The following is a 24,344-nucleotide window of genomic DNA, read 5'->3' as shown; positions in this document are numbered from 1 at the left end:
ACTCGTAAGCTGCCCCGCTTGTCAGACTGCCGCGAGTCAACCCTCGCGGCGGGAATCACCAACGAATTCAGGGGAGTGGATGCTCCCCGAGGCCCGAACCGATGCCCAAGAATCTGCTGGTCGCCGATGACTCGCTCACCATCCGCAAGGTGATCGGGATGATCTTCGCGACCGAGGACTTTCAGGTGACCGCGGTGGACAACGGGCTGGACGCCATCTCCCGCACCCGCGAGCTGCGTCCGGACGTCGTCCTCGCGGACGTCATGATGCCGGGCAAGAGCGGCTACGAGGTCTGTGAGGCGCTGAAGAACGACCCCGCCACCCAGGGCATCCCGGTGATGCTGCTGGCCGGCACCTTCGAGGCCTTCGACGAGAACCGCGCCCGCGCCGCCCGCGCGGATGACCACGTCACCAAGCCCTTCGAGAGCCAGATTCTGCTCGACAAGGTGAAGGCGCTGGTCGGCCAGAAGTCCAACACGATGCCCGCGTCGGCGGCCACGCAGGTGCGCCACGCGCCTCCTCCGCCCGCCGCCGCGCCCGCGCCTGTCGCCGCCGCCGCGCCGCCGGGGGCCCGTCCCGCGCCGCCGCCGGGTGCGCGTCCGGGGGGGCCTCCGGGGCCCGGGATGCCGCCGGGTGCGCGTCCTCCGGGGCCTGGGATGCCGCCGGGTGCGCGTCCTCCGGGGCCTGGGATGCCGCCGGGCATGGCGCGTCCTCCGGGGCCTGGGATGCCGCCGCCGGGTGCGCCGGGCGCGCCGCGTCCTCCGGGGCCTGGGATGCCGCCGGGCATGGCGCGTCCTCCGGGGCCTGGGATGCCGCCAGGTGCGCGTCCTCCAGGGCCTGGGATGCCGCCGGGCGCCCGTCCGGGCGTGCCGCCTCCGCCGGGTGGTCCCGCGCCGGGAATGCCTCCGCGACCGGGAATGCCGCCGGGCGCCGTGGCCCGTCCGGGCGTGCCGCCTCCGCCGGGTGGTCCCGCGCCGGGTGGCTTCCAGCGTCCGCCGGTGGGCGCGCCGCAGCCTCCGCCTCCGGGGGCGGCGCCGCAGCCCGCCGCGCGGGGCAGGGATCCGTTCGGTCTGGGTGCGCCCGCGCCCGCCGCGGCCCAGCCGTCCATCAGCATCGAGGACTCGCTGCCCGACACGGGTGACGCCGAGGAGATCTCGCTGGACATCGCCCCCCCCGCCGCGCCCGTCGCTGCCAGGCCGGCGAGCGCCCGTGCGCCTGCCGCGGATGGGGGCGAGGCCCTGCTGCGTGAGGCGCTTTCCAAGGCTTCCCGAGAGGTCATCGAGAAGATTGCCTGGGAGGTGGTACCGCAGCTGGCGGAGACCATCATCCGAGAGGAGCTCGAGCGGCTCATCAAGGACCGAGAGACCCAGCACTGAGGCGCCTGGCGCCGTAACCTCCTGACCTTTTGCCGGCCCCGGTCCTCCGGGGCCGGCCGCCTTCAATGACCGATACCACTGAACTTTCGAAGGCCTACGAGCCCACCGAGGTCGAGGCCCGGCGCTACGCGTTCTGGCTGGAGCGCAACTACTTCCGCGCCGAGGCGCCCTCCGACAAGCCGCCGTTCTCCATCGTCCTGCCGCCGCCCAACGTCACGGGCAGCCTGCACATCGGCCACGCGCTGACGGCGACCATCCAGGACATCCTCACCCGCTGGAAGCGGATGAGCGGCTTCAACGCCCTGTGGCTCCCCGGTACGGACCACGCCGGCATCGCCACGCAGATGGTGGTGGAGAAGGAGCTGAAGAAGACGGAGGGCAAGAGCCGCCACGACCTGGGCCGCGAGGCGTTCCTGGAGCGCGTCTGGGAGTGGAAGGGCAAGTTCGGCGACCGGATCGGCGAGCAGCACCGCTACCTGGGCGCGTCCCTGGACTGGAGCCGCGAGCGCTTCACCATGGACGAGCAGTCCTCGGCCGCGGTGCGCGAGGTCTTCGTCCGGCTGTACGAGGAGGGCCTGATGTACCGGGCCCAGAAGCTCATCAACTGGTGTCCGTCGTGTCGCACGGCGCTCAGCGACCTGGAAGTGGAGCACCAGGAGAAGAACGGCTCCATCTGGCACATCCGCTACCCGGTGAAGGACTCCGACCGCACGCTCACCGTGGCCACCACGCGCCCGGAGACGATGCTGGGCGACACCGCCGTGGCCGTGCACCCGGAGGACGAGCGCTACCAGGACCTGATTTGCAAGCACGTGGTGCTGCCGCTCAGCGGGCGTGAGATTCCCATCATCGCGGACGGCGAGCTGGTGGACCCGAAGTTCGGCACCGGCGTGGTGAAGGTGACGCCCGCGCACGACTTCAACGACTACCAGACGGGCCTGCGCCACAAGCTGCCGATGCTGTCCATCCTGGACGACGCGGCGCGGATGACGAAGGAGACCGGCAAGTACGCCGGCACGGACCGCTTCGACGCGCGCAAGCAGGTGCTGGCCGACCTCCAGGAGCTGGGGCTCTTGGAGAAGGAGGAGCCGCACAAGCTGTCCGTCGGCACGTGCCAGCGCTGCACCACCGTGGTGGAGCCGCGCCTGTCGCCGCAGTGGTTCGTGAAGATCGAGCCGCTGGCGAAGCCGGCCATCGAGGCGGTGGAGCAGGGCCGCACGAAGTTCGTCCCGGAGTCGTGGACGAACACCTACTTCCACTGGATGCGCAACATCCACGACTGGTGCGTCAGCCGCCAGCTGTGGTGGGGCCACCAGATTCCCGCGTACTACTGCACCGCGTGCAGCCCTCGGCTGGGGGACGACACCGACCTGCCGCTGGACGCCGCGACGGTGAAGGTGGGCGGCGTGGACTTCGCGCGCGCGGAGCCGATTGTCGCGCGGGAGCAGCCCACGTCCTGCCCGAAGTGCGGCGGCGCCACGTTCATCCAGGACCCGGACGTGTTGGACACGTGGTTCTCGTCCGCGCTGTGGCCCTTCTCCACGCTGGGCTGGCCGCGCAACACGCCGGACCTCCAGACGTTCTACCCGACGTCCGTCATGGAGACGGGCCACGACATCATCTTCTTCTGGGTCGCCCGGATGATGATGATGGGCCTGCACTTCATGGGGGATGTGCCCTTCCGCACCGTGTACCTGCACGCGATGGTGCGCGACGAGAAGGGCGAGAAGATGTCCAAGACGAAGGGGAACGTCATCGACCCCTTGGACGTCATCCTCGGCGCCAGCTTGGACAAGCTCGCGCCGACGCTGAAGAACAAGTTCCCGCAGGGCATGCCGGCGTTCGGCGCGGACGCGCTGCGCTTCACGCTCGCGTCGCTCACCCAGCAGGGCCGGGACATCAAGCTGTCCATGGACCGGCTGGCTGGCTACAAGGCCTTCTGCAACAAGCTGTGGAACGCCAGCCGCTTCGCCCTGATGAACATGGGCGAGTTCACGCTGGATGAGCGTCCGCTGAAGGCGCGTCCGTTGACGCTGGCGGACCGCTGGATTCTCTCGCGGCTCCAGCGCGCCACCACCGAGGCCCGCGCCTCGCTGGAGACCTACGGCTTCGCCGAGGCGGCGTCCACGCTGTACCAGTTCCTGTGGGCCGAGTTCTGCGACTGGTACATCGAGCTGGCGAAGGGCTCGCTCTACGGCACCGACGAGCAGGCGAAGGACTCCGCGCGCGCGGTGCTGGTGTACTCGCTGGACCGCATCCTGCGATTGCTCCACCCGTTCATGCCGTTCATCACCGAGGAGATCTGGCAGAAGCTGCCGATGTCCCGGCCGGTGGACAGCATCATGATCGCGTCGTACCCGGAGCCCGACGCGGACCTGGTGGACGAGGCCGCCGAGGCGGAGATGGCCCCGGTCATCGCCACCATCGAGGGCCTGCGCACCCTCCGCGGCGAGAGCAACCTGTCGCCCGCGACCAAGGTGAAGGCGGTGGTGCAGAGCCCGGACGCCCGCACGCGCGAGTTGCTGGAGCGCTGGCGCGCGTACCTGATGCCGCTGGCCGGCCTGTCCGAGGTGGAGATTGGCGCGCCCGGCACCAAGCCGCCGCAGGCCGCCGCCTTCGTGGGAACGAACCTGGAAATCTACGTGCCGCTGGCGGGTCTCATCGACCTGGACGCGGAACGCGACCGCCTCCGCAAGGAGATCGCACGCGCCGAGCAGGAAGCTGCCGGTGTGCTGCGCAAGCTGGAGAACCCCAACTTCGTGGCCAAGGCGCCCCCGGACGTGGTCGAGAAGGACCGCGCCCGCGTGGAGGAGTTGAAGGAGCGCAAGGCCAAGCTTCAGGACCATCTGCAGCGCATTGCCCCGGAGCCCGCCATGCCCGCAGCGCCGCCGTCCGAGAGCAGCACGCCGACCGAAAGCGTTGAGCCGACCGAGGCCGACATCGCGACCGAAGCCGACGTCGCGACCGAGCCCACCACCCCGCCTGGGAGCGCCGCTCCATTAGAGACGACGCCTCCAGTCGAGGGGGGCACTGAATACGAGACGCTCGCCGAGTCCACCGAGGAGGAGGAGGCCGCCGTCGCACCGGCCGAGGAGAAGGCCGCGCCGGACGCGGAGGCAGAGGGGAACGTCGACCTGGCGGAGGAGCTGAAGGACGAGCTCGATGCCGCCGGCGGTGTGGCCGAAGCCGCGGACCCCCAGGTGCAGGACGCACTGGAGAAGCTGCGCGCGGGGACGAAGGAAGGCCTGTCTCCGGCCGACCATCATGACCTGGGCGTGGCGTACATGAGCATGGGGCTCGTCGACGACGCGATGCGGGAGTTCAACACGGCGCGTGCCGGTGGCGACGCCCGCGAGGCGCCTGCCGCCGCGCAGGTGGACGCTGAGCCCGAGCAGACGGTGGCCTCCACCGCGAAGGCCGTGGTGAAGGCCGCGCTGGCCGCGGTGAAGAAGGCGTCGTCCATCGCGAAGGACACGGTGGTGGACGCTGTCTCCGCTTCCGACGAGGACGAGGAACCCGCCGCTCCGGCGAAGGCGCGTCCCGCGAAGAAGGCCGCGGGCAAGAAGGCGCGTGCCGCCGCGAAGAAGGCTCCGGCCAAGGGCGCGGCGCAGAAGGCCGCCGCGAAGAAGGCTCCGGCCAAGGGCGCGGCGAAGAAGGCTTCGACTCAGAAGGCCGCCGCGAAGAAGGCTCCGGCCAAGGCTGCGTCGAAGAAGGCTTCGGCTCAGAAGGCCGCCGCGAAGAAGGCTCCGGCCAAGGGCGGGGCGAAGAAGGCTTCGACTCAGAAGGCCGCCGCCAAGAAGGCTCCGGCCAAGGCTGCGTCGAAGAAGGCTTCGGCGCAGAAGGCCGCCGCGAAGAAGGCTTCGGCCAAGGGCTCCGCGAAGAAGGCTGCCACGAAGAAGGGGGCGGCGAAGAAGGTCGCTGCCGCCAGCAAGAAGCCGGTGAAGAAGGCGGCGGGCCGGAAGGCTCCCGCGAAGAAGCGCACCGGGGCGAAACCCAAGGCGCGGGCAAAGGCCCGGCGGTAGCAGGAGGAGACGTGCAGCAGCAGGATTACCTCGACCGGCTCATCGCGCTCGCACTCGATGAGGACCTGGGGGCGGCGGGTGACGTCACCTCGCAGGCCCTCATCCCTCCTGACTACGAGGGCAGCGCGGAGCTGGTCGCCAAGGAGCAGTTGGTGCTCGCGGGCCTGGAGGCCTTCGTCCGCGTCTTCAAGACGGTCGACCCGAACGTCGAGGTGGAGTTGTTGCGCCGCGACGGTCAGGAGATCAAACCGAAGATGGTCGCCGCGCGCTGTCACGGCCGGATGCGCTCGCTGCTCGCGGCGGAGCGCACCGCGCTCAACATCGTGCAGCGGGCCGCGGGCATCGCGACGCTGGCGCAGCAGGCCGTCACGTCCGTGCGCGGCTCCAACCTGCGCGTCCTGGACACGCGGAAGACGCCGCCGGGGATGCGCACGGTGGCCAAGGAGGCCGTCCGCATGGGCGGCGCGTCCAACCACCGCTTCGGCCTCTTTGACGGCGTCCTCATCAAGGACAACCACATCGCCGCCGTGGGGGGCTCCATCGCGGAGGCGCTGCGCCGCGCGAAGCTCAACGGGCCCCGGCTGACCAAGATTGAAATCGAGGTCACCAACCTCAAGCAGCTCGCGGAGGCCATCGAGCACGGCGCGGACGTGGTGATGCTCGACAACATGGACGACGCGCAGATTCGCGAGGCCGTGAAGCTGGCGGCGGGCCGCGTCCCGCTCGAGGTGTCGGGCGGCGTCACGCTGGACCGGCTGCCCCGGCTGGCGAAGCTGGGCATCGACTTCGTGTCCATGGGCGCGCTGACGCACTCCGCGCGGGCCATGGACCTGTCGCTGGAAATCACCGCCGCGGCGAAGCGTCCCGCGCGCGGCAAGCAGCCGAAGCCGGCGTAGCTCGCGGACACGGAGGCGCTCCTGGCTCCTGCCCGGGACGCGCGGAGCCCTCCCTGTCGCGGCCGCTCACTTGCCCGTGAGGACCTCCGCGCGGGGCTTGCCCTCCGCTGACGCCGGCATCCCCAGCTCCATCAGCGCCGACAGGGTGGGGGCGAAGTCCACCGGGTCGATCTCCTCCAGGTACATGCCCGGCTTCACGCCCTTGCCCGCGAAGAGGATGGGCACCTGTGAATCATAGGCGTGCGGCGTGCCGTGGTTGGTGCCGGTGGGGATGGCGTGGAGCAGGTGGAGGGGCCGGAGCATGAAGAGCACGTCGCCGCTGCGCCCCGGGTAGTAGCCCTTGCGCATGGGCGTCAGGTAGCCCGCGGTGTCCGGCGCGGTGAACAGGTCGTCATTCGCCACGGCCGTGATGACCGCCGGGTGCTTCGCCAGCCACGCCGCCGCCGCGCGCCGCACCGCCACGTCCACCGCGCCGCCCTGGTGCGTCTTGCCGCCCAGGTACACGTCCAGTTGTTCGAGCGTGGCCGTCACGTCGCCGCCGAACTGCTGGCGCAGCGCCTGCGTCAGGCCCTCCGCCAGCTCCGCCGGGCTCACCCGCTTGGCGGCCAGCCCCTTGGCGGCCCACTGCTCTGGCACCGCCGCGCCGCCGTGGTCCGCGGACAGCGCGATGACCAGGTTGCCCCGTCCCCCCGCCGCGCGCTCGGCCGCGGTGATGAGGCTGCCCAGCGCCTTGTCCAGCCGCAGCAGCGTGTCCTGCATCTCCCACGAGGAGGGCCCGTACTCGTGGAACACCAGGTCCGTGCCGGTGAAGCTCACGGCCAGCAGGTCGGGCACGCCGTCCTGGCCCAGGCCCTCTCCGGCGATGGCCGCCTTGGCCGCCTCCACCAGCAGGTCATGCGATTCCGGTGAGACGGCGAACGCCTGGTAGAAGGTGGGGCCCGGCGACGGCAGTCCGCCGTCCAGCGGATGGGGGAAGGTGCGGCCCAGGCCGTAGACGTCCGCCTCGGCGAGGCCTTCGTCCTCGCCCACGTACTCCGAGGCCGGCCGCAGCAGCTCCCACTTCTTGCCGAAGGACGCCTCCGGCAGCTTCCGCGCGTTCAGCGCCTTCAGCCACGCCGGGAACTCCTTCGTGTACCAGGTGCCGGTGACGAACTTCCCCTCGCCCTTGTCGAACCACCACGCCTGGCCCGCGCGTCCGGCCAGGGGGATGGCCGCGTGGGGCTTGAGGGACAGCGCCACCGCCTTGCCGCGCTCCTGCGTCGCCACGCGCAGCCGGTCCGCCAGCGTCTCCACCATGAGGTGGGCGGGGCCGGAGTCCTGGCCCGGCTTCAGCGGCACCTCCAGCACCGGGTGGGCCGCGTCCGCGAAGGCCATCACGCGCTTCATCGTCGAGCGGTCCACCCACCGGTTGTCCACGATGCCGTGCCGCCACGGGTTGGCGCCCGTGGCGAGGGTGGCGTGGCCGGGCGCGGTGCGGCATTCGGCGTGGCCGTAGCGCGCATAGGGAAAGTACGCGCCCTGGTTGAGCAGCTGGCCCAGGCCGCCCTTCAGGCGCGGACGGTTGCGCAGCAGCACGTCACTGCCGAGCGCGTCCACGCTGATGACGAGCGTGAGCCTGGGGGGGCGGGCAAGAGCGGGCAGGGTGGCCAGCGCGACGGCGAGGACGAGTGCGCGAATCATGGGGATGAGAACCATCTCCGCCGGGATGGTGAGAAGCAACCAACAACGCGTGTCACTGCTTGGACGCCGCACATCGCGCTGTTAGGGTCGCCCGCTTCATGGTCGAGGCCCGTCTTCGCGTCATCTACGGCGACACCGATCAGATGGGTGTCGTCTACTACGCGAATTACTTCCGCTATTTCGAGTTCGCGCGCAGTGAGTACTTTCGCGCTCGGGGTGGCAGCTACGCCGAGCTGGAGCGCTCGGGTGCCCTGCTACCCGTGGCCGAGGCGAGCTGTCAGTACAAGGCATCCGCGCGCTACGACGAACTGTTGGTCATCCAAACCACCGTGAGTGAGTTGCGCCGCGCGTCCATCGTGTTCACCTACGCGCTGTTTCGTGACGGTGCGCCACGCACGCTGCTCTGCACCGGAATGACGCGTCACGCCTGCGTGGGGCGGGACGGCAAGCCGACGCGGCTGCCCGACGCCCTCATCCGGTTGCTTGAAACAACCGAGCCTTCCCCGGGCTCTTCCACTACCACCTGAACCCTTCCGGCATACCCAAGGAGCACACACATGGATCGCAACCTGGCAATGGAGGTCGTGCGCGTCACCGAGATGGCGGCCATCGCCTCCGCCCGACTGATGGGCCGCGGCAGCAAGGACGAGTCGGACCAGGCCGCCGTGGACGCCATGCGCCGCGCCTTCGACGCGCTGCAGATTGATGGCACCGTCGTCATCGGCGAGGGCGAGCGCGACGAGGCGCCCATGCTCTACATCGGCGAGAAGGTGGGCAAGCGGGGTGATGGTGCGCCCGAGGTGGACATCGCCCTGGACCCGCTGGAGGGCACCAACCTGTGCGCCTACGGCCGGCCGGGCTCCATCGCCGTGGTGGCCATGGCGGGCAAGGGCGGGCTGCTCAACGCCCCCGACACGTACATGGAGAAGCTGGCCGTGGGCCCGCGCGCCCGGGGCGCCATCGACCTGCGCAAGACGCCCACGGAGAACCTCCGCGCCATCGCGGAGAAGATGAAGGTCTACGTGGAGGACCTCACCGTGGTGGTGCTGGACCGCGAGCGCCATTCCGACCTCATCAAGGAGATTCGCGCGGCGGGCGCGCGCATCCGGCTCATCGAGGACGGTGACGTGGCCGGCGCCATCGCCACGTGCTTCGACAACACGGGCGTGGAGGTGCTGATGGGCATCGGCGGCGCGCCCGAGGGCGTCATCGCCGCGGCGGCCATCCGCGCCACCGGCGGTGACATGCAGGGCCGGCTCGTTCCCCGCAACCAGGGCGAAATCGACCGCTGCAAGACGATGGGCATCAGCGACATCTCGAAGATCTACACCGCCGAGGAGCTGGCCAGGGGCGAGGTGATGTTCGCCGCCTCCGGCGTCACCACCGGCGACTTCCTCAAGGGCGTGCGCTTCTTCGGCGGCGGCTGCGAGACGCACTCCGTCGTCATGCGCAGCAAGACGGGCACCGTCCGCTTCATCCAGTCGGTGCACAAGTTCGACAAGAAGCCGGGGTACGCTTTCTAGGCCGCAGCTCCCACCCTGCCTCACGCCCCTGGAGACACCCATGCCTGGCGCCTCGCGAACCATCATCGTCAACGCCCCCATCGAGAAGGTCTTCGACGTCATCACCCAGTACGAGCGGTACCCGGAGTTCCTCCCGGAGGTGAAGGGCATCCGGACGGAGAACCGCCAGGGCAACACGGTGGACGTCCACTACAAGGTGGATGTGCTGAAGACCATCAGCTACTCCATCCACGTCACGGAGGAGCGGCCTACCCGCATGTCCTGGTCTTACATCAAGGGCGAGTTCATGAAGGACAACCAGGGCAGCTGGGTCCTGGAGCCCGAGGGCGAGGGCAAGACGAAGGCCACCTACACCGTGGAGATGGCCCTGGGCGCGCTGGTGCCCAAGAGCGTCGTCTCCGCGCTGGTGGAGACCTCGCTGCCGAAGATGCTGGACGCCTTCAAGCGCCGCTTCGAGGCGCCCTGAACCCCGCCTCCAGGCGGCTTCCTGGCGGGCGACGCCACCATCGCCCGCCGACCGCCAGGAGTCTGCGGGGACCCGGATGCTCCGCCCGTCGCAGCAAGCGGGCGGACGAGGCTGTCTCGAAGGGGCTTGCGACGCCGGCTACGGGGAGTATGCCCATGGGAAGGTCCGCTTGCGGGCCGCATCGAGGGCATTAAACTGAACACCGTCCCGACAGGGTTTTCGGCCTCCACGACATTTCTGCCCTGGGTGCCCTGGCTCAGGTGTCGGGTGGCAGACGAGCAACCGTGCGAGATGGCAGCAACGTACCCAGCGAAGAACCGGGGTTCTTAATTTGCATCTGATATGGGTGGAAATGGTATTGGGGCGGGATGGGCGTACATCGGGGTACGTAGGCTGAGGGAGACGGAAGACCCATGCTCGACGCCTTCATCATCGAAGAGATAAAGCGCCGTGAGCGCCGCCGTGAGGAGCACGACAGGCCGGTGGCGGAGCTTCCGCTCCCCGTGCCGGATGACCGCCCGCGTCGGCGCACGGAGACCGAAGACGACAAGCCCCAGCGGGGCGTGGTGGTCATCGACCTGCTGTCCTGACCCCGGCATCGCGGCTTGACGGCCGCGCCGGTGTGTCCCCGAGCCCGCGGTGGCGCTCCTTCCCAGGACGGCCCCGCGGGCTTCGCGCATCCAGGCGCCCCAGCCCCCCTCAGGCGTGGGTCAGGGCCAGCAGGTGCCGGGGGTGGTAGACCTCCCACAGCGGCCCCTTGACGGTGGCCAGGGCCTCCAGGACTTGCTTGCGCCACTCCTCGGGCAGGGCCTGCTCGCCATGGAAGGCGCCCACGAGCGCGCCGGTGATGGTGGCGTGGGCCTCCGTGTCGCCGCCCCGGTGGACGACGTCCAGGAGCGCGGCCTCGGCGCTGGGGGCGTGGAGCAGCTCCCAGAAGGCCAGCCGGAAGGCGACGCGCACCGCGTGCAGGGGGCGGTGGAGGTGCAGCTCCGGCCCGTACAGCATCGGGTCCTCCTGTTGGGCAAGCGCCAGGTCCTCGCGCAGGAGCGATGCGGCGAAGGACACCTCCTGCACATAGTCACTGGCGGAGCGCCCGAGCGCGGCGCCGGCCAGCAGCAGGCCCGACTCCGCGGCGGGGATGAGGTCGGCGGCCTTGAGGCCCGCGCCATGGGTGACGGCATGGCCAATGGCCGCGTTGAAGGCCGCGCAGGCGAGCTGACAGCGCGGGTCGAAGTGGGTGAGGGCGGAGTCCTCCAGCGAGGCCAGGGTGAGCGCGTGGGCGTCCCCAGCCAGGTACACGCCCAGCGGCGCCGCGCGGGCCAGGCTCCCCGGGTCCGCGGGCTTGCGGTACGCGCGCAGCCACACGCGCCTGCCCGCGCCCAGGGGCGGGAAGCCCGACGTCTGGCAGTCCTCGAAGACCTCCTTCAGAGGCTCGCTGACGTCGAAGGCATGGGGCTGCCAGGCGCGGTAACGACGCAGTGCGTCCGCGGCGTCGTAGCGCCGGATGGCCCGGAGGCTGTGCCCCAGGCAGGCCGCGAGCTGGACCTCCTCCGTCACCTGCCCGCGGCGCAGCTCATGGGGGCCGCCGCCCATCAGCTTCATGTAGGGCCCCTCCGCCTGCTTGGGAAATGGAACGGCCATGAAGGGGCGGTGCGCGGTGGGGACGGACAGGGCGTTGCCCACGGCCATGCCGAGCAGCGCGCCGCGGCGCCGTTGAGCGAGCAATGGGTCAGGCCCCTTCAAGGCGGGGCGGCGTTGGGGCGGGGGCATTCGACGGGTGGACACTGTAGCAGCGCGGGCCGCGAGCACGCTTGCCCGGCCCGGGGGGCTCTTCTAGAAACGGTCGCCTATGACCGAGATTTCTCAGATTCTGGCGCGCGAAGTGCTCGACTCTCGTGGCAACCCCACCGTGGAGGCGGAGGTCCAGCTTGCCGGGGGCGCTCGTGGCCGCGCCGCGGTGCCGTCCGGTGCGTCCACCGGTGAGCATGAGGCCATCGAGCTGCGCGACGGCGACAAGCAGCGCTACCTGGGCAAGGGCGTGCAGAAGGCCGTGAAGAACGTGGTCGACGTGCTCGCGCCCGCGCTGGTGGGCATGGACGCGGCGGATCAGTTCGCGGTGGACCAGCGGATGCTGGAGCTGGACGGCACCGCCACCAAGGGCAAGCTGGGCGCCAACGCCATCCTCGCGGTGTCCATGGCGGCGGCCCGGGCCGCGGCGGACGCGCACGGGCTGCCGCTGTACCGCTACGTGGGCGGCGTGCAGGCGCGCACCCTGCCGGTGCCGCTGATGAACATCCTCAACGGCGGCGCGCACGCGGACACCCGCGTGGACGTGCAGGAGTTCATGGTGGTGCCCGCCGGCGCGTCCTCCTTCGCGGAGGGCCTGCGCTGGGGCGCCGAGGTGTTCCACGCGCTGAAGAAGATTCTCAAGGACCGCAAGCTGGCCACGGGCGTGGGCGACGAGGGCGGCTACGCCCCGGACCTGCCGGCGAACGAAGAGGCGCTGAAGCTCATCATGGAGGCCATCGACAAGGCGGGCTTCAAGGCCGGTGAGCAGCTCTTCCTGGCCCTGGACGTGGCGGCCAGCGAGTTCTTCGACAAGGGCAGCAAGAAGTACAAGCTGAAGGGCGAGGGCAAGGAGTACGACGCGGCGGGCCTGCTCGAGTACTACCGGGGCCTGTCCGAGCGCTACCCCATCATCTCCATCGAAGACGGCATGGCGGAGGATGACTGGGAGGGCTGGAAGAAGCTCACCGACGCGCTGGGTTCGCGCATGCAGCTGGTGGGCGACGACCTCTTCGTCACCAACGTGGAGCGCCTGGGCCGCGGCATCGAGACGGGCACGGCCAACTCCATCCTGGTGAAGGTGAACCAGATTGGCACCCTGACGGAGACGTTCGACGCCGTGCGCATGGCGCACCGCGCCGGGTACACGTCCGTGATGAGCCACCGCTCCGGTGAGACGGAGGACACCACCATCGCCGACCTGGCCGTGGCGCTGGACTGCGGGCAGATCAAGACGGGCTCCGCGTCGCGCTCCGACCGCGTGGCCAAGTACAACCAGCTGCTGCGCATCGAAGGCGAGCTGGGGGCCGCGGCCCGCTACGCTGGCAAGTCGGTGTTCCGCGCCCTGAACCAGAAGAAGTGAGCCCGTGAGCGACAAGCCCAAGCGCATCCTGGTTTCAAACGACGACGGCTACTTCTCCGAGGGGCTCCAGGCGCTGGTCGAGGCCGTGAGCCCCCTGGGGGAGGTGTGGGTGGTGGCGCCCGACCGGGAGCAGAGCGCCGCGTCCCACGCCATCTCCCTGCACCGGCCGCTGCGCATCAAGGAGGTGCGGGCGCGGTGGTTCGCCGTCGACGGGACCCCCGCGGACTGCGCTTATCTGGCGATCAACCATCTCCTGAAGGATGATCGCCCGGTACTCATGGTTTCCGGCATCAACCACGGCGCGAACCTGGCCGAAGACATCATGTACTCCGGCACGGTGGCCGCGGCGATGGAGGGCGCGCTCCTGGGCGTGCCTGCCATTGCCTTCAGCCTGGTGGCCCGGCGGAGCTTCGACTTCGCGCCGGCGGCCCGGTTCGCCCGTTCGCTGGTGTCCAGCGCCCTGTCGCGCCCCCTGCCGCCGCGGATGCTCCTCAACGTGAACATCCCCGGAGGCGTGGAGCCGGAGGGCTACGCCATCACCCGCCAGGGCCGTCACTCGTACGGCTTCGAGGTGGTGGAGAACGAGGACCCGCGTGGCCGGAAGTACTACTGGATTGGCGGGAGCGACTACCAGCACGAGGACATCCCGGGCAGCGACTGCAACGCCGTGTTCCGGGACAAGCGCGTCTCCGTCACGCCGCTGCACTTCGAGCTGACGGACCATGGCCGGCTCCCGGACCTCGCCGGGTGGCAGGTCGATGGCTTCAACCGGCATGAACCGGACGGTGCCTAGCGTTGGCGCCGTGTGTGTCCAGCCGAGCGCGTGGGGCGCTCCGGGTGTTCCTCCTGGCCGTGCTGCTGAGCGGCTGCGTGGGCACCCGGGCCTCCTCCGTGGCCGGGCCGGACACGGGGACGGACACCGCTTCGCGTGAGGGCGAGGCGGCGGAGGTCACCGACGCGGACGCGCGGACCACGCCGCTGCCCTTCAACCTGAGGGGCGTCCACGCCGAGCCGGAGCTGGTGGCCGCGCGCCATGTCGTGGCCGCCGGCGAGACGATGTACCGCATCTCGCGCACCTACGGCCTCACGGTGGAGGAGCTGGGGTCGGCCAACGGCATCAAGGCGCCGTGGACGTTGGCGGTGGGGCAGGAGCTCACCATCCCCGGTGTCGAGCGCGGCGTGCCCGTCCGGGCCCTGGCGGAGGCGGACCCGGAGCCGGTGCGGACTTCGACGTCGGCCGGGGGGCGGCGCAGCGTGCCGGCCGTGGGCCGCCGCGAGGAGCCCCCGTCGCGCCGCCGGACCCTGTCGCGGCCGGCGAGCGCCACGGGCCCGCCTCGTGTGGCCACCCAGGGGCAGCTCGACTGGCCTCTGCGAGGCGTCCTGTACGGCCGCTTCGGGAAGAAGGGGAGGGAGCCGCATGACGGCATCGACCTGGCCGCGCCCGCCGGCACGTCCGTGAAGACGGCGCAGGCAGGCACGGTGCTCTACGCGGGCGAGCAGCGCGGCTACGGCAACATCGTCATCGTCGAGCACACGAACAAGTTGATTACGCTGTACGCACACAACCGCGACCTGCGCGTGCGCACCGGGCAGAAGGTGCGCCGCGAGCAGGTGATTGCCACCGTCGGCGAGTCGGGTCGGACGTCCGGGCCCCATCTGCACTTCGAGGTGCGTATGGACGGAAAGCCGGTGGACCCGCTCGACTACCTGGGGCCGATGCCCTCCTCGTAGCCGAGGCGGCGCGGGCCCGGCTGCCCCCCCGCTTCAGGCGACGGGGCAGGGCGTCAAGTCGTGTGACGTCTGGGCCTCGGTGCCGGGCCCGGGTGAAGGTAGAGTGCCGGCCCGTGTCGCGCTTCGTGTCCTGGTGGCTCTCTTGTTTCGTCTTGTTGCTGGCTTCTGCGGCCCATGCCCAGGCGCCAGCCCCTGTACTCCCTGCTGCTGAGTCCCCGGCGCCTGAGGCCGTCGTCGTGGCCGTGCTGATGCTGGAGGCCAACGCGGCGGGCAGCGACGCGGCGCCGGGCGTCACCTCGCTCATCACCTCGCGGCTCGCGGAGTCGCCGCGGCTGCGCGTCCTCTCGCAGTGGGACGTCGAGGCCGCCCTGGACGAAGAGCATCAGCGGCAACTCCAGGGCCTCAAGACGTGCGAGCGAGGAGACTGCCTCCAGGAGCTGGTGGCCCTCACCGGCGCCCGCTACGTCGTGGCCGGCCGGTTGGATCGCTTCGGCGACCAGTACCTGCTCACCGCCAACCTGTTGGACGCCGCGGGCGGGCGGATCCTGGCCCGGCCTCGCGCGGAGGCCCCGGAAGCGGAGGACCTGCTGCGCACCGCGAAGGCCGTCTCCGACCAGCTCTTCGCCGTGCTCGTCCCGCCAGAGGAGTCCGTGGCGGCCCGCCCGCTGCTGGGAGGCTCCTCGCGGACGGGCGGCGGCGGCCTGCTGCTGGGCCTGCGCGTCAACAACAACTTCATCGACAAGCTCTCCAATGTGAACCCAGGCGGCGACGTCGAGGTGGGCTACTGGTTCCACCCCGAATGGGTCGGCTTCCTCCAGGTGGGCTTCAGCTACGTGCGCTCCACCCAGGAGGGCGTGCGCAGCGGCCTCACCGTGCTGCCCAGCATCGTGGGCGCGCGCCACTACCACAACGTGGAGAAGTCCCTGCGGCCCTACTGGGGCTTCGGCCTGGGCGTGCAGCTGTCCTTCGGTGACTTCGGCATCTTCCAGTCCACCGGCCCGCTGCCCACCGTCATCGGCTTCGCGGGGCTGGAGTACCTCGTCGCCGGCTCAGTAGGCTTCCAGCTCGAGCTGGGCACCAACGTCGCGCAGGCGGTGCTGGGGCTGTCGGAATCGAAGCTGGGAGACGGCCTCAACCTGGACCTGAACGCAGGCATCGCGTACCACTTCTGAGCCTCGGAGCCCCCATGTCCCCGCGCGCCCTCTCCCTGATTGCCTTGCTCGCCCTGACGGGCTGTGACGACGAGACGCCTCGCGTCAAGCCGAAGGACCACGCGGAGGGCCTCTACGTCAAAGGCACCGCCGAGTACCTCCAGGGCCACTTCGACGCGGCCCTGGCCTCCTTCGAGGCCATGAAGCAGATTGCCCCGGACGACCCCCGCCTGCCCGCCGCGCGCGGCGAGCTGTTCCTGTCCATGGGACGGCTGACGGACGCCGCCGCCGAGTTCGAGGCCGCCCTCAAGCTGGAACCCAAGCGCTCCACCAACTGGAGCCGCCTGGGCTTCATCCAGACCCAGTTGGGCCAGGTGGCCGAAGCCCAGAGCTCGCTGCGCAAGGCCCTGGCCCTCTTCCCCCAGGACTTCAACGCCCTGGAGGCGCTGGGCGACCTGGACCTCAAGAAGGGCGACCACGACGCCGCCGTGCGGCACTTCACGCTCGCCTCCAACGCGGCGCCGTCCCCGGAGCAGAAGTCCGCCCTCATCATGCGCGCGCTGGACGTCCTGTCCTCGAAGCAGCGCTACCCGGAGCTGCTGGCCGCGGCCCAGAAGGCCGTGGATGACGGCATCCACACCGCGGACGTGCTCGCCACCCTGGGGGACGGCCTGGTGCGCGCCGGCAACCTCACCGAGGCCGCCAACGCCTACCGCGACGCCGCCAGCCGCTCGCCCCGAGATCCCACCCTGTGGGAGCTCGTCGGCGAAATCCAGATGAAGCTGGACAAGCCCGGGGACGCCATCAGCGCGTACAAGGAATCCCTGCGCGTGAAGGACCGCGCCATCGTCCACGTGGCGCTGGCCCGCATCTACCTGGGGATGAAGGACGCCTCGGCCGCGCAGGAGGAGCTGGCCGCGGCCCTGGAGTCCGTGTCCGGCCAGGACATCCGCGAGCTGCGCGAGCTGGCCAGCCTGCTGGTCACCATGGACCGCAAGCCGGACGCGCTGCGCATCCTCGCCAACCTCAGCGCGGAGCAGGACCACGCGAAGGACGCCGAGCTGCACGTCGCCACCGCCCAGCTGGCGCGGGAGCTCAAGGACCCCGGCATCCAGCAGGCCGCCTGCGCGCGGGCGACCGCCGCGGACGCCACCCTCAAGAAGTGCCCTTGAGCCACGCCCGGGCCAGGAGACGGCCCGGGACGGGGAGGGGAGACTACGGGGTGCGGCCGCCCTGGAGCTTGCGGTACACGCCCACCACCTGGCCCAGAATCATCGTGGACCGGAACTCCGCGCGGCTCACGTAGATGGGCTGCATGGTGGCGTTGGCCGGCTGGAAGCGGATGCGGTCCCCTTCCGGGTAGTAGCGCTTCACCGTGGCCTCGTCCTCGATGAGGGCCACCACGATTTCACCCGGCTGGGCGGACGGCGTCTTCTTCACGAAGAGGTAGTCCCCGTCGTGGATGCCGTCGTCAATCATCGACTGTCCCTTCACGCGCAGGGCGAAGACCTCGCGGCCATTCACACCTCCGAGCAGGAAGCTGTCGATCTTGACGGAGTCCTCCATGTTCTCCTGCGCCAGCAGCGGCGCGCCGGCGGCGACCTTGCCGAGCAGGGGAATCTCCACCATGCCCGAGTCCTTGCGCGCCCCCAGGCCGAGCAGCAGCCGCGCGCGCTTGGTGGGCACCAGGGAGCGGCTCTGCTGCTCGCCCCGGTTCAGGTAGCCCTTGCGCTCCAGCGCCTTCAGGTGGTCGTTGACGCCGTTCGTCGAGCGGATGTCCATGTGCTCCCCGATTTCGCGAATCGTCGGCGGGAAGCCCTGGGTCTCCGTCTCCTTGACGATGAAGCTGAGAATCTCGCGCTGGCGTTCCGTGAGCTCTTCCATGCGCTCCCTCACTCATCTGCCGTCCTGCCGGGGAGTCGTTCTCCCCAGGCAACAGGCTTTCAGTGTCACTCTCCCTGAACAGGCGTGTAGAGTCAACTCGTTCGGTCTCACCCTGCGCACTCGGGGTGTGCCCCGCTCCGTCCTGTTTCTCACTTCTTGAGGTGGGGGGACGAACTCGACGTACACTTCCGCCGCTTTGTCCGAGCTCCGCCACACGCTGCTCTTCGTCGACGACGAGGCCGACGTCCTGGACATCCTCACCCGGATGTTCCAGCGCCGGTACCGCGTCCTCACGGCCCGAAGCGGTTCCGCCGCGCTGGAGATCCTGAGAAAGGAGCCGGTGGACGTCCTCATCACCGACCAGCGGATGCCTGAGATGACGGGCATCGAGCTGGTGGCCACCGCGCGCGCGGAGGGCTTCGACGTCACCGCGCTGCTGCTCACGGGGTACACGCACCCGGACGACATCATCGCGGCCATCAACCAGGGGCAGGTGTACCGGTACATCACCAAGCCCTGGGACGTGAATGACCTGCTCATCACCGTGAAGAACGCGGTGGAGTACACGCAGCTGCGCAAGGACAAGGAGCGGCTGATCCGCCAGCTCCACCAGCGCGTGGAGGCGCTCTTCGTCCTGTATGAGGTCAGCCGCGCCAGCGCGAATGATCCGGCCAGCTACGACAACATCATCGACCGCGTGCTCATCGCCGTGGCGCGCGTGCTGCCGTACGACTGCGGCGCGGCGCTCATCGCGCCGGACGAGGCGCGCAGCGCGACGCTGCGGCTGCGCTGTCAGGGCACGGTGGGGGAGAAGGCGCTGCTGGGCGTGAAGGAGTCCATGCTCGGCGCGTACCGCAAGAGCAGCGGCCTCCTGCTGCCCGAGGACCGCGTCATCACCCGCGTGGCGGGCACCACCACCCAGGACGCGGCGGCGCCGTCCGTCTACCCCAGCCAGCTCACGGTGAACCTGGTCGCTGGCGGGCGCCCGGTGGGCATGCTGTCGCTGTTCAGCCAGAAGCCGGACGCGTTCACCGAGGACGACGGCGTGCTGCTGGACGTGCTCGCCAACCAGACGGCGGACGCCATCCAGTCCCTGCGCTCGGCGGAGGAGGAGGCCCGCCACCGCATGGAGCGGATGGTGGAGTCCATGGCCGACGGCGTGGTCCTCACCGACGAGAAGAACGACATCGTGGTGATGAACCCGGCGGCGCGGCGGCTCTTGCACGCGGGGGAGAGCCCCGAGGAGCAGACGACGCGGCTGATGGAGGAGCGCCTGGGCTTCCAGCCCTTCCACCTGGTGCGCGGCTGGGAGTACGGCGGCGGGCAGGTGCTGCGCGAGGAGGTGAAGCTCTTCGACCGGCACGTCCAGACGACGGTGACGCCGGTGACGGACGCGCGCAACACGCTGCGCGGCGTGTGCGTGGTGCTGCGCGACATCACCGAGCAGAAGCGGCTGGAGGAGCGCAAGGACGAGTTCGTCTCCATGGTGAGCCACGAGCTGCGCACGCCGCTGACGTCCATCTCCGGCGCGCTGGACCTGGTGCTCAACTTCATGGCCGGGGACATCAACGACCGGCAGCGCCGCTACCTGTCGCTGGCGCGGGACTCCACCGAGAAGCTCAACGCCATCGTGGATGACCTGCTGGACCTGTCGAAGTTCGCCAAGGGCCGGCTGCGGATGAACTTCGAGGTGTCGTACCTCGACGAGCTCGTCCAGCGCGTGGTGGAGAAGTATGGCCCGGCCTTCGGCGAGAAGCGGGTGGTGGTGACGCCCGTGCTGCCGCGCCACCCGCTGCGCGTCCTGGTGGACCCGAACCGCCTGGACCAGGTGCTCAACAACCTGCTCAACAACGCGGTGAAGTTCACCCCGGAGGGCGGCGAGGTGCGGGTGGAGGTCCACGCCACCTCCAGCCTGCCGGGCTACGTGGTGGTGTCCTGCTGGAACAGCGGAGACCCCATCGCCGAGGAGAGCCTGGAGCGCATCTTCGACCGCTTCGAGCAGGCGCGCACCAAGGCGAACCGCACCGTGCGAGGCACCGGGCTGGGCCTGGCCATCTGCCGCAACATCGTGGAGGCCCACGGCGGACGCATCTGGTGTGAGCCGTGTCCGGACGGCGTGCGCTTCATGGTGGTGTTGCCCACCGAGCCGCCGCCGGAGCTGCGCCGGGGAGACGACGTGGCGGACGCCATCCAGCTCCCGCGCCGGCAGGAGAGCCGGGGCCGGGTGCTCATCATCGACGGTGAGCCCGAGGTGGCCTTCATCGCCAAGGCGCTGATGGCCGGGCGTGGCTACGACGTGCGGCTGGCCTTCAACGCGGAGGACGGCCTGTCCGCCGCGCGGAGGTATGACCCCGACACGGTAATGGTGTCCGTGCGTCTGCCCGACGTGGACGGGCTGCGGCTGGCGGAGATCCTCCGGCATGACCCGGAGACGCGCCGCGCGCCGCTGCTGGTGTCATCCGCCTTCGACGAGCGTCAGCGCGCCTTCCGCGCGGGCGCGGATGCCTTCCTGGTGCGCCCGCTGGCGTCGGACAAGCTGCTGGCCACGGTGGACTCGCTGGTGCGCGGCCGTCAGGGCCCGGCGCACGGCCGCGTGCTGGTGGTGGACGACGACGCGAAGATCGCCGCCATCTGCCGCGAGGTGCTGGAGAACATCGGCTTCGACGTGGCGCTGGCGGGCTCCATCGAGGAGGGACGCCGCTCCCTGCGCGAGCGCCGGCCGGACGTCGTGCTGCTGGACGTGACGCTGCCGGACGGCGACGGCTTCGTCTTCCTGGAGGAGATCAAGGCGGAGAGCGCCGGCGGCCACATCTCCGTCATCTTCATCTCCGCCCGCGCGGAGACGTCCTCCAAGGTGCGCGCGCTCAAGCTGGGCGGTGACGACTACCTCACCAAGCCCTTCGACGCGCTGGAGCTGGGGGCGCGCGTGGAGAGCGTGATGCGGCGCAAGGAGCAGGAGCTGTCGGCCTCGCCCACCACGCAGCTGCCGGGCTCCACCGCCATCGAGCGCGAGGTGCAGCGGCGCCTGTCCGCGCGCCGGCCCTTCGCCTTCTGCTACCTGGACCTGGACAACCTCAAGGCCTACAACGACTACTACGGCTTCGCGAAGGCGGACGGCGTGGTGCGCCAGACGGGTGACCTGATGCGTGAGGTGTTCGCGCAGGACGGCGCGCCCGGTGACTTCCTGGGCCACGTGGCGGGTGACGACTTCGTGTTCATCACCTCGCCGGAGTCAGTGGACCGCATCTGCCAGAAGGCCATCGAGACGTTCGACCGCATCATCCCGCTCTATTACGACCGGCAGGACCGGGAGCGCGGCCACATCGAGGCGGAGGACCGCTACGGGGAGAAGCGGCAGTTCCCCATCATGAGCGTGTCCGTGGTGGCGGTGATGACGGACGGCACCCAGGACCACGCGGAGCTGGCGCGCCGCGCCGCGGACATGAAGAAGCGCGCCAAGGCGATTGCGGGCTCCGTCTTCCTGCGCAGTGACCAGGAGCGGGTGGTACGCTCCGTGGCCGGATGAGGCTCTACCAGCAACTCGTCCTGTTCATGCTCGCCGCGACGGTGCTTCCCCTGGCCGCGGTTGGCTTCCTGTTGCTTTCGCGCGCCGAGGCCGAGCTGGCCGCTCGCATCGACGCGGAGCAGCGCGCGCAGGCGGTCGCCACCGCTGAGTCCGTGGGCGCCACCCTGATGGAGGTGGTGGACGCGCTGGCCCGCTCGGCGGAGCTCATCGACTGGCAGGCCGCGAGCGACGCGGAGACGCAGGGCGCGCTGCGGCTGCTGTACGGCCAGTCTCCCGCGGTGAGCGCGGTACTGAAGCTGGACGCGGAGGGCCGGCCGCTGGGCGCGCCCGTCTTCCGCGCGCGGCCCATCGACGGCCATCCGGCCTTCTCCCCGGAGTCCGTGGACCGGCTGGTGCGCTCCATCCCCGTGCAGGCGCTGCGCGGCGGCGGCAAGGGCCAGGCGGCGCTGGGCAGCGCGTACGTGCACTCGGACGAGGGGCGCTCGGCGGTGGCCGTGGCGGTGAAGCTGGCGGAAGGCGAGGGCGCGCCCTTCGCCGTCGCGGAGGTCGTGCTCCACCCGCTGGAGGCGGTGCTGCGCAGGCGCCTGGGCGAGGGGCTGGGGCGCATCGACCTGGTGGACGAGGAGCGGCGCGTGCTCGCCAGCACCGCGCCGGAGCGGCGGGGGCAGGCGCTGGCGCCGGAGTTGAGCGCGCACCTGTTGGCCCCGGCGGCGGCGCTGACGGAGCGGGTGCGCAGCTTCCGCGTGGAGTCACCGGCCCGGCGCGTCAGCGTGGCGCGCGTGCCCCATGGCATGCGCTTCGACGTGCTGGTGGAAGTGGAGGAGTCCACCGCGCTGGCGCCCGTGCACGACATGCGGCGCACGGTGCTGCTGTCCATCGGCGCCACCTTCCTGGTGCTGCTCGGGCTGGGCGCCCTCTTCACGCGCCGCCTCAACGTGCGGCTGGCGGAGGTGGTGCGTGGCGCGGAGGCCTACGGGCGCGGCGAGCTGGACACGCGCTTGAAGGTCTCCGGCCAGGATGAGCTGAGCGAGCTGGCCACGACCTTCAACCGCATGGGCGAGGAGCTGGAGGCGGCGCGCGCCCGGATGCTGAGCTGGAACGACGACTTGCGCGTCCGCGTGGAAGAGGCCACCGCGGAGCTGAGGGCGGCCCAGGCGCAGCTGGTGGAGGCGCAGAAGCTGGCCGCGGTGGGGCAGCTCGGCGCGGGCGTGGCGCACGAAATCAACAACCCGCTGGCGGGCATCCTCGGCAACGTGCAGTTGCTGATGCTGGACCGTGGCGCCGCCGACCCGGATTTGGAGTCGCTGCGGAAAATCGAGCAGAGCGCCAAGCGCTGCAAGGAAATCACCCAGAACCTGCTGCGCTTCTCCCAGCAGCGCGAGCGCGCGGAGCTGCGGCCGGTGGACCTCAACGCCGTGGTGCGTGACGCGCTCAGCCTCACCGAGCATCAGCTCCGCGGCGACGGCGTGGCGCTCACCAGCGTGCTGGGTGAAGGGCTCGCGCGAGTGCGTGGCGACCCGGGGCACCTGTCGCAGGTGGTGCTCGCGCTGGTGTCCAACGCGCGCACCGCGATGCTGAAGTCACCCCAGAAGCGGCTCACGCTGCGCACGGGCGAGGCCAACGGCTTCGGCTTCCTGGAGGTGGAGGACACGGGGAAGGGGATTGCCCCCCACCTCCGCCCCCGCATCTTCGAGCCCTTCTTCACGACGAAGGACGTATGGTCCAACGTGGGGCTGGGGCTCAGCGTGGCCTGGCGTGTGGTGACGGAAGCGGGCGGGAGCATCGAAGTCCGCTCGGAAGTCGAGCAGGGCAGTTGCTTCACCGTGAAGCTGCCGAAGGCGTGAGCCCCCTTGGGGGGCCTGTGATAGCTAACGAGGCTGCCCATGGCTGATTCCCGCCCATCGCGCCGTCAGGTGCCCTTCTTCATTGGCCTCGCGCTGATTCTCGCGGCGTTGCCAGTGGGGTGGTTCGTCTTCCTGCGCCCGCCACCTCCTCCGCCGCCGCCTCCCGCCGCGCCGCCCGTCGTCGAGGCGCCGGTGGCGCAGAAGCCGCTGGTGCTGGAGCTGACGCAGGTGTCCGGCAAGGTGGAGGTGCAGCACACGGACGGCTCGTGGCGCGAGGCCACTGCGGGCATGGCGTTGCGACGCGACGAGCGCGTGCGCACCGATGACGGCTCGTACGCCATGCTGATTGGCGGCGAGTCCGTGGAAGTGCACATGGACCCGGGCACGGAGATCTCCGTGGACGAGCTGACCGAGTCGCTGTCGCGCATCCTGCTCTCGCGCGGCATGGCCACCGCCGTCGTGCGGCCAGGGCAGCGCCACACCTTCGAGGTGAAGGCGGCGAACTCGGACGCCAAGGCCACGTTGCAGCAGGCCGGTGCCTTCACCATGAGCAACAACGGCGAGGGCACCGTGGCGGTGGGCACGCGCGAAGGCGAGGTGACGCTGCTCGGCCAGGGCAAGGTCGTCATCGTCCGCGCGGGACAGCAGGCCGTCGTCCGCCCGGGACAGGCGCCGTCGGAGCCTTCCCCCATCCCCACCAGCCTCCTGCTCAAGGTGGACTGGCCCACCGGGCGCACCCGCCGCGAGCGAGAGCTCGTCGTGCGCGGGCAGACGTCTCCGGGCAGCCGCGTGGAGGTGGATGGCGTCAGCGTCAAGTCCGATGCGGAGGGAAACTTCCAGCGAAAGGTGGTTCTTCGCGAGGGCCGCAACACGGTGGACGTCCAGGCCTATGGCGTGGGGCGGCTGCGACAGAAGGACAGCAAGGACGTCGTCGTGGACACCACGCCGCCGCCGCTCAAGACGGATACCGAGAACATCTGGAATCAGGCGCGCGACGATTGACGCGGCAACCGTGGGTGCGAGCGGGTGTTCGCCTTGACCCATTGCGAGGAGGCTCCCTACACTCCCGGGAGGAGTCATTCCTGTTCAAGGGCAAT

The 24,344-nt window shown here is 70.3% G+C and carries 18 protein-coding genes; 15 read left to right on the top strand and 3 right to left on the bottom strand.

Annotation, left to right across the window (positions count from 1 at the left end):
* The first annotated feature begins 101 nt into the window (after positions 1 to 101).
* From romR to nadC, 3 genes are all read left to right on the top strand, one after another.
* Positions 102 to 1,376, top strand: a complete 1,275-nt coding sequence (gene romR / locus HV824_RS02710; protein ID WP_176415230.1) for a motility regulator RomR — start codon at positions 102 to 104, stop codon at positions 1,374 to 1,376.
* A 65-nt stretch (positions 1,377 to 1,441) separates the two neighbouring features.
* On the top strand, positions 1,442 to 5,398 hold the full coding sequence (locus HV824_RS02705; RefSeq protein WP_176422587.1) for a valine--tRNA ligase: 3,957 nt from the start codon (positions 1,442 to 1,444) through the stop codon (positions 5,396 to 5,398).
* A gap of 11 nt (positions 5,399 to 5,409) precedes the next feature.
* Positions 5,410 to 6,294, top strand: a complete 885-nt coding sequence (nadC, locus tag HV824_RS02700; RefSeq protein ID WP_176415228.1) for a carboxylating nicotinate-nucleotide diphosphorylase — start codon at positions 5,410 to 5,412, stop codon at positions 6,292 to 6,294.
* Between the two features lie 66 nt (positions 6,295 to 6,360).
* On the opposite strand, the gene HV824_RS02695 is transcribed toward nadC, so the two are convergent.
* A complete protein-coding gene (locus tag HV824_RS02695) occupies positions 6,361 to 7,974 on the bottom strand; it encodes an alkaline phosphatase family protein (protein ID WP_176422586.1) in 1,614 nt (537 codons plus the stop codon).
* A 98-nt stretch (positions 7,975 to 8,072) separates the two neighbouring features.
* On the opposite strand from HV824_RS02695, the gene HV824_RS02690 reads away from it, so the two are divergent.
* The 4 genes from HV824_RS02690 to HV824_RS02675 all read left to right on the top strand — a co-directional run bounded on the left by HV824_RS02690 (position 8,073) and on the right by HV824_RS02675 (position 10,553).
* Positions 8,073 to 8,501 (top strand): thioesterase family protein, encoded by a 429-nt coding sequence (locus HV824_RS02690; RefSeq protein ID WP_176415226.1) that lies wholly within the window; start codon positions 8,073 to 8,075, stop codon positions 8,499 to 8,501.
* 30 nt (positions 8,502 to 8,531) lie between these two features.
* Positions 8,532 to 9,497 (top strand): class II fructose-bisphosphatase, encoded by a 966-nt coding sequence (gene glpX / locus HV824_RS02685; RefSeq protein WP_176415225.1) that lies wholly within the window; start codon positions 8,532 to 8,534, stop codon positions 9,495 to 9,497.
* A 40-nt stretch (positions 9,498 to 9,537) separates the two neighbouring features.
* On the top strand, positions 9,538 to 9,963 hold the full coding sequence (locus HV824_RS02680) for a type II toxin-antitoxin system RatA family toxin (RefSeq protein WP_176415224.1): 426 nt from the start codon (positions 9,538 to 9,540) through the stop codon (positions 9,961 to 9,963).
* Positions 9,964 to 10,376: 413 nt separating this feature from the next.
* On the top strand, positions 10,377 to 10,553 hold the full coding sequence (locus tag HV824_RS02675; RefSeq protein WP_176409559.1) for a hypothetical protein: 177 nt from the start codon (positions 10,377 to 10,379) through the stop codon (positions 10,551 to 10,553).
* 109 nt (positions 10,554 to 10,662) lie between these two features.
* Here the strand turns inward: HV824_RS02675 and HV824_RS02670 are convergent, their stop codons facing one another.
* The gene (locus HV824_RS02670; protein ID WP_176422585.1) at positions 10,663 to 11,733 is read right to left on the bottom strand and encodes an ADP-ribosylglycohydrolase family protein; all 1,071 of its coding nucleotides are present in this window, start codon (positions 11,731 to 11,733) and stop codon (positions 10,663 to 10,665) included.
* Between the two features lie 79 nt (positions 11,734 to 11,812).
* Here HV824_RS02670 and eno point away from each other — a divergent pair, with 79 nt between their 5' ends.
* The 5 genes from eno to HV824_RS02645 all read left to right on the top strand — a co-directional run bounded on the left by eno (position 11,813) and on the right by HV824_RS02645 (position 17,165).
* Complete coding sequence (gene eno, locus HV824_RS02665) at positions 11,813 to 13,111, top strand: phosphopyruvate hydratase (RefSeq protein WP_176415222.1); 1,299 nt, start codon at positions 11,813 to 11,815, stop codon at positions 13,109 to 13,111.
* 4 nt (positions 13,112 to 13,115) lie between these two features.
* Positions 13,116 to 13,904, top strand: a complete 789-nt coding sequence (surE, locus tag HV824_RS02660; protein ID WP_176415221.1) for a 5'/3'-nucleotidase SurE — start codon at positions 13,116 to 13,118, stop codon at positions 13,902 to 13,904.
* Positions 13,905 to 13,906: 2 nt separating this feature from the next.
* Positions 13,907 to 14,842, top strand: a complete 936-nt coding sequence (locus tag HV824_RS02655; protein WP_176415220.1) for a peptidoglycan DD-metalloendopeptidase family protein — start codon at positions 13,907 to 13,909, stop codon at positions 14,840 to 14,842.
* Between the two features lie 236 nt (positions 14,843 to 15,078).
* Entirely contained in the window at positions 15,079 to 16,014 is a 936-nt protein-coding gene (locus HV824_RS02650) for a hypothetical protein (protein WP_368670817.1), read from the top strand.
* A gap of 14 nt (positions 16,015 to 16,028) precedes the next feature.
* Positions 16,029 to 17,165, top strand: coding sequence for a lipopolysaccharide assembly protein LapB (locus HV824_RS02645; RefSeq protein WP_176415218.1), 1,137 nt, complete (start codon positions 16,029 to 16,031; stop codon positions 17,163 to 17,165).
* 43 nt (positions 17,166 to 17,208) lie between these two features.
* Here the strand turns inward: HV824_RS02645 and lexA are convergent, their stop codons facing one another.
* A complete protein-coding gene (lexA, locus tag HV824_RS02640) occupies positions 17,209 to 17,877 on the bottom strand; it encodes a transcriptional repressor LexA (protein ID WP_176415217.1) in 669 nt (222 codons plus the stop codon).
* 196 nt (positions 17,878 to 18,073) lie between these two features.
* On the opposite strand from lexA, the gene HV824_RS02635 reads away from it, so the two are divergent.
* Genes HV824_RS02635 through HV824_RS02625 form a run of 3 tightly spaced genes read left to right on the top strand, consistent with a single transcriptional unit; the run spans position 18,074 to position 24,249 of the window.
* Positions 18,074 to 21,403, top strand: coding sequence for a response regulator (locus HV824_RS02635; RefSeq protein WP_176415216.1), 3,330 nt, complete (start codon positions 18,074 to 18,076; stop codon positions 21,401 to 21,403).
* Positions 21,400 to 23,247: a sensor histidine kinase gene (locus HV824_RS02630; RefSeq protein ID WP_176415215.1), complete on the top strand. Its 1,848-nt coding sequence runs from the start codon at positions 21,400 to 21,402 to the stop codon at positions 23,245 to 23,247. The genes HV824_RS02635 and HV824_RS02630 overlap by 4 nt, the downstream gene beginning before the upstream one ends.
* A 39-nt stretch (positions 23,248 to 23,286) precedes the next feature.
* Positions 23,287 to 24,249: a FecR domain-containing protein gene (locus HV824_RS02625; protein WP_176415214.1), complete on the top strand. Its 963-nt coding sequence runs from the start codon at positions 23,287 to 23,289 to the stop codon at positions 24,247 to 24,249.
* Positions 24,250 to 24,344 lie beyond the last annotated feature (95 nt).

It is taken from the genome of Myxococcus sp. AM009 (genome assembly GCF_013372605.1).
Lineage (GTDB): Bacteria > Myxococcota > Myxococcia > Myxococcales > Myxococcaceae > Myxococcus > Myxococcus vastator.
This window is presented reverse-complemented; position numbering and strand designations above follow the sequence as displayed.